The organism is Pandoraea anhela (genome assembly GCF_902459655.1).
GTDB classification, from domain to species: domain Bacteria; phylum Pseudomonadota; class Gammaproteobacteria; order Burkholderiales; family Burkholderiaceae; genus Pandoraea; species Pandoraea anhela.
Genome location: NZ_CABPSB010000043.1, coordinates 1 through 5,463, shown reverse-complemented (window position 1 = coordinate 5,463; position 5,463 = coordinate 1). Strand labels below are relative to the sequence as shown.

The 5,463-nt window shown below is 44.6% G+C and carries 8 protein-coding genes; all 8 read right to left on the bottom strand.

Translation table 11 applies throughout. The annotated features are described in order from the left end of the window. Positions 1-147: 147 nt before the first annotated feature. Positions 148-1,134, bottom strand: coding sequence for a Minor spike protein (locus tag PAN31108_RS27355; protein WP_000466547.1), 987 nt, complete (start codon positions 1,132-1,134; stop codon positions 148-150). 8 nt (positions 1,135-1,142) lie between these two features. Beyond that, positions 1,143-1,670: a hypothetical protein gene (locus PAN31108_RS27350; RefSeq protein ID WP_000487867.1), complete on the bottom strand. Its 528-nt coding sequence runs from the start codon at positions 1,668-1,670 to the stop codon at positions 1,143-1,145. A gap of 110 nt (positions 1,671-1,780) precedes the next feature. Next, positions 1,781-3,064 carry a major capsid protein gene (locus PAN31108_RS27345; protein WP_000065572.1) on the bottom strand — a complete coding sequence of 428 codons (1,284 nt, stop codon included), beginning with the start codon at positions 3,062-3,064 and terminating at the stop codon, positions 1,781-1,783. 36 nt (positions 3,065-3,100) lie between these two features. After that, positions 3,101-3,217, bottom strand: coding sequence for a phage DNA packaging protein J (locus tag PAN31108_RS27340; protein WP_000033471.1), 117 nt, complete (start codon positions 3,215-3,217; stop codon positions 3,101-3,103). Continuing rightward, complete coding sequence (locus PAN31108_RS27335; protein ID WP_000084700.1) at positions 3,217-3,675, bottom strand: scaffolding protein D; 459 nt, start codon at positions 3,673-3,675, stop codon at positions 3,217-3,219. The genes PAN31108_RS27340 and PAN31108_RS27335 overlap by 1 nt, the downstream gene beginning before the upstream one ends. Then, entirely contained in the window at positions 3,672-3,911 is a 240-nt protein-coding gene (locus PAN31108_RS27330; protein ID WP_016670801.1) for a phage DNA packaging protein C, read from the bottom strand. Before PAN31108_RS27330 ends, PAN31108_RS27335 begins: the two co-directional genes overlap by 4 nt. After that, entirely contained in the window at positions 3,844-3,996 is a 153-nt protein-coding gene (locus tag PAN31108_RS27325) for a hypothetical protein (protein ID WP_435988044.1), read from the bottom strand. Before PAN31108_RS27325 ends, PAN31108_RS27330 begins: the two co-directional genes overlap by 68 nt. Beyond that, positions 3,929-5,463, bottom strand: a 1,535-nt coding sequence (locus PAN31108_RS27320) for a replication endonuclease (protein ID WP_244868575.1), incomplete at its 5' end; no start/stop codon positions are given. The genes PAN31108_RS27325 and PAN31108_RS27320, both read right to left, overlap by 68 nt.

Below are 5,463 nucleotides of genomic sequence, written 5' to 3'. Positions count from 1 at the left end.
CTCAATAGCAGGTTTAAGAGCCTCGATACGCTCAAAGTCAAAATAATCAGCGTGACATTCAGAAGGGTAATAAGAACGAACCATAAAAAAGCCTCCAAGATTTGGAGGCATGAAAACATACAATTGGGAGGGTGTCAATCCTGACGGTTATTTCCTAGACAAATTAGAGCCAATACCATCAGCTTTACCGTCTTTCCAGAAATTGTTCCAAGTATCGGCAACAGCTTTATCAATACCATGAAAAATATCAACCACACCAGAAGCAGCATCAGTGACGACATTAGAAATATCCTTTGCAGTAGCGCCAATATGAGAAGAGCCATACCGCTGATTCTGCGTTTGCTGATGAACTAAGTCAACCTCAGCACTAACCTTGCGAGTCATTTCTTTGATTTGGTCATTGGTAAAATACTGACCAGCCGTTTGAGCTTGAGTAAGCATTTGGCGCATAATCTCGGAAACCTGCTGTTGCTTGGAAAGATTGGTGTTTTCCATAATAGACGCAACGCGAGCAGTAGACTCCTTCTGTTGATAAGCAAGCATCTCATTTTGTGCATATACCTGGTCTTTCGTATTCTGGCGTGAAGTCGCCGACTGAATGCCAGCAATCTCTTTTTGAGTCTCATTTTGCATCTCGGCAATCTCTTTCTGATTGTCCAGTTGCATTTTAGTAAGCTCTTTTTGATTCTCAAATCCGGCGTCAACCATACCAGCAGAGGAAGCATCAGCACCAGCACGCTCCCAAGCATTAAGCTCAGGAAATGCAGCAGCAAGATAATCACGAGTATCCTTTCCTTTATCAGCGGCAGACTTGCCACCAAGTCCAACCAAATCAAGCAACTTATCAGAAACGGCAGAAGTGCCAGCCTGCAACGTACCTTCAAGAAGTCCTTTACCAGCTTTAGCCATAGCACCAGAAACAAAACTAGGGACGGCCTCATCAGGGTTAGGAACATTAGAGCCTTGAATGGCAGATTTAATACCAGCATCACCCATGCCTACAGTATTGTTATCGGTAGCAAGCACATCACCTTGAATGCCACCGGAGGCGGCTTTTTGACCGCCTCCAAACAATTTAGACATGGCGCCACCAGCAAGAGCAGAAGCAATACCGCCAGCAATAGCACCAAACATAAATCACCTCACTTAAGTGGCTGGAGACAAATAATCTCTTTAATAACCTGATTCAGCGAAACCAATCCGCGGCATTTAGTAGCGGTAAAGTTAGACCAAACCATGAAACCAACATAAACATTATTGCCCGGCGTACGGGGAAGGACGTCAATAGTCACACAGTCCTTGACGGTATAATAACCACCATCATGGCGACCATCCAAAGGATAAACATCATAGGCAGTCGGGAGGGTAGTCGGAACCGAAGAAGACTCAAAGCGAACCAAACAGGCAAAAAATTTAGGGTCGGCATCAAAAGCAATATCAGCACCAACAGAAACAACCTGATTAGCGGCGTTGACAGATGTATCCATCTGAATGCAATGAAGAAAACCACCATTACCAGCATTAACCGTCAAACTATCAAAATATAACGTTGACGATGTAGCTTTAGGTGTCTGTAAAACAGGTGCCGAAGAAGCTGGAGTAACAGAAGTGAGAACCAGCTTATCAGAAAAAAAGTTTGAATTATGGCGAGAAATAAAAGTCTGAAACATGATTAAACTCCTAAGCAGAAAACCTACCGCGCTTCGCTTGGTCAACCCCTCAGCGGCAAAAATTAAAATTTTTACCGCTTCGGCGTTATAACCTCACACTCAATCTTTTATCACGAAGTCATGATTGAATCGCGAGTGGTCGGCAGATTGCGATAAACGGTCACATTAAATTTAACCTGACTATTCCACTGCAACAACTGAACGGACTGGAAACACTGGTCATAATCATGGTGGCGAATAAGTACGCGTTCTTGCAAATCACCAGAAGGCGGTTCCTGAATGAATGGGAAGCCTTCAAGAAGGTGATAAGCAGGAGAAACATACGAAGGCGCATAACGATACCACTGACCCTCAGCAATCTTAAACTTCTTAGACGAATCACCAGAACGGAAAACATCCTTCATAGAAATTTCACGCGGCGGCAAGTTGCCATACAAAACAGGGTCGCCAGCAATATCGGTATAAGTCAAAGCACCTTTAGCGTTAAGGTACTGAATCTCTTTAGTCGCAGTAGGCGGAAAACGAACAAGCGCAAGAGTAAACATAGTGCCATGCTCAGGAACAAAGAAACGCGGCACAGAATGTTTATAGGTCTGTTGAACACGACCAGAAAACTGGCCTAACGACGTTTGGTCAGTTCCATCAACATCATAGCCAGATGCCCAGAGATTAGAGCGCATGACAAGTAAAGGACGGTTGTCAGCGTCATAAGAGGTTTTACCTCCAAATGAAGAAATAACATCATGGTAACGCTGCATGAAGTAATCACGTTCTTGGTCAGTATGCAAATTAGCATAAGCAGCTTGCAGACCCATAATGTCAATAGATGTGGTAGAAGTCGTCATTTGGCGAGAAAGCTCAGTCTCAGGAGGAAGCGGAGCAGTCCAAATGTTTTTGAGATGGCAGCAACGGAAACCATAACGAGCATCATCTTGATTAAGCTCATTAGGGTTAGCCTCGGTACGGTCAGGCATCCACGGCGCTTTAAAATAGTTGTTATAGATATTCAAATAACCCTGAAACAAATGCTTAGGGATTTTATTGGTATCAGGGTTAATCGTGCCAAGAAAAGCGGCATGGTCAATATAACCAGTAGTGTTAACAGTCGGGAGAGGAGTGGCATTAACACCATCCTTCATGAACTTAATCCACTGTTCACCATAAACGTGACGATGAGGGACATAAAAAGTAAAAATGTCTACAGTAGAGTCAATAGCAAGGCCACGACGCAATGGAGAAAGACGGAGAGCGCCAACGGCGTCCATCTCGAAGGAGTCGCCAGCGATAACCGGAGTAGTTGAAATGGTAATAAGACGACCAATCTGACCAGCAAGGAAGCCAAGATGGGAAAGGTCATGCGGCATACGCTCGGCGCCAGTTTGAATATTAGACATAATTTATCCTCAAGTAAGGGGCCGAAGCCCCTGCAATTAAAATTGTTGACCACCTACATACCAAAGACGAGCGCCTTTACGCTTGCCTTTAGTACCTCGCAACGGCTGCGGACGACCAGGGCGAGCGCCAGAACGTTTTTTACCTTTAGACATTACATCACTCCTTCTGCACGTAATTTTTGACGCACGTTTTCTTCTGCGTCAGTAAGAACGTCAGTGTTTCCTGCGCGTACACGCAAGGTAAACGCGAACAATTCAGCGGCTTTAACCGGACGCTCGACGCCATTAATAATGTTTTCCGTAAATTCAGCGCCTTCCATGATGAGACAGGCCGTTTGAATGTTGACGGGATGAACATAATAAGCAATGACGGCAGCAATAAACTCAACAGGAGCAGGAAAGCGAGGGTATCCTACAAAGTCCAGCGTACCATAAACGCAAGCCTCAACGCAGCGACGAGCACGAGAGCGGTCAGTAGCAATCCAAACTTTGTTACTCGTCAGAAAATCGAAATCATCTTCGGTTAAATCCAAAACGGCAGAAGCCTGAATGAGCTTAATAGAGGCCAAAGCGGTCTGGAAACGTACGGATTGTTCAGTAACTTGACTCATGATTTCTTACCTATTAGTGGTTGAACAGCATCGGACTCAGATAGTAATCCACGCTCTTTTAAAATGTCAACAAGAGAATCTCTACCATGAACAAAATGTGACTCATATCTAAACCAGTCCTTGACGAACGTGCCAAGCATATTAAGCCACTTCTCCTCATCCAACGCGTCAGTTTTTGACAGAATCGTTAGTTGATGGCGAAAGGTCGCAAAGTAAGAGCTTCTCGAGCTGCGCAAGGATAGGTCGAATTTTCTCATTTTCCGCCAGCAGTCCACTTCGATTTAATTCGTAAACAAGCAGTAGTAATTCCTGCTTTATCAAGATAATTTTTCGACTCATCAGAAATATCCGAAAGTGTTAACTTCTGCGTCATGGAAGCGATAAAACTCTGCAGGTTGGATACGCCAATCATTTTTATCGAAGCGCGCATAAATTTGAGCAGATTTGTCGTCACAGGTTGCGCCGCCAAAACGTCGGCTACAGTAACTTTTCCCAGCCTCAATCTCATCTCTCTTTTTGCGTTCTGCTTCAATATCTGGTTGAACGGCGTCGCGTCGTAACCCAGCTTGGTAAGTTGGATTAAGCACTCCGTGGACAGATTTGTCATTGTGAGCATTTTCATCCCGAAGTTGCGGCTCATTCTGATTCTGAACAGCTTCTTGGGAAGTAGCGACAGCTTGGTTTTTAGTGAGTTGTTCCATTCTTTAGCTCCTAGACCTTTAGCAGCAAGGTCCATATCTGACTTTTTGTTAACGTATTTAGCCACATAGAAACCAACAGCCATATAACTGGTAGCTTTAAGCGGCTCACCTTTAGCATCAACAGGCCACAACCAACCAGAACGTGAAAAAGCGTCCTGCGTGTAGCGAACTGCGATGGGCATACTGTAACCATAAGGCCACGTATTTTGCAAGCTATTTAACTGGCGGCGATTGCGTACCCGACGACCAAAATTAGGGTCAACGCTACCTGTAGGAAGTGTCCGCATAAAGTGCACCGCATGGAAATGAAGACGGCCATTAGCTGTACCATACTCAGGCACACAAAAATACTGATAGCAGTCGGCGTGTGAATCATTAGCCTTGCGACCCTCGGCAGCAAGAACCATACGACCAATATCACGAAAATAGTCACGCAAAGCATTGGGATTATCATAAAACGCCTCTAATCGGTCGTCAGCCAACGTGAGAGTGTCAAAAACGATAAACCAACCATCAGCATGAGCCTGTCGCATTGCATTCATCAAACGCTGAATAGCAAAGCCTCTACGCGATTTCATAGTGGAGGCCTCCAGCAATCTTGAACACTCATCCTTAATACCTTTCTTTTTGGGGTAATTATACTCATCGCGAATATCCTTAAGAGGGCGTTCAGCAGCCAGCTTGCGGCAAAACTGCGTAACCGTCTTCTCGTTCTCTAAAAACCATTTTTCGTCCCCTTCGGGGCGGTGGTCTATAGTGTTATTAATATCAAGTTGGGGGAGCACATTGTAGCATTGTGCCAATTCATCCATTAACTTCTCAGTAACAGATACAAACTCATCACGAACGTCAGAAGCAGCCTTATGGCCGTCAACATACATATCACCATTATCGAACTCAACGCCCTGCATACGAAAAGACAGAATCTCTTCCAAGAGCTTGATGCGGTTATCCATCTGCTTATGGAAGCCAAGCATTGGGGATTGAGAAAGAGTAGAAATGCCACAAGCCTCAATAGCAGGTTTAAGAGCCTCGATACGCTCAAAGTCAAAATAATCAGCGTGACATTCAGAAGGGTAATAAGAAC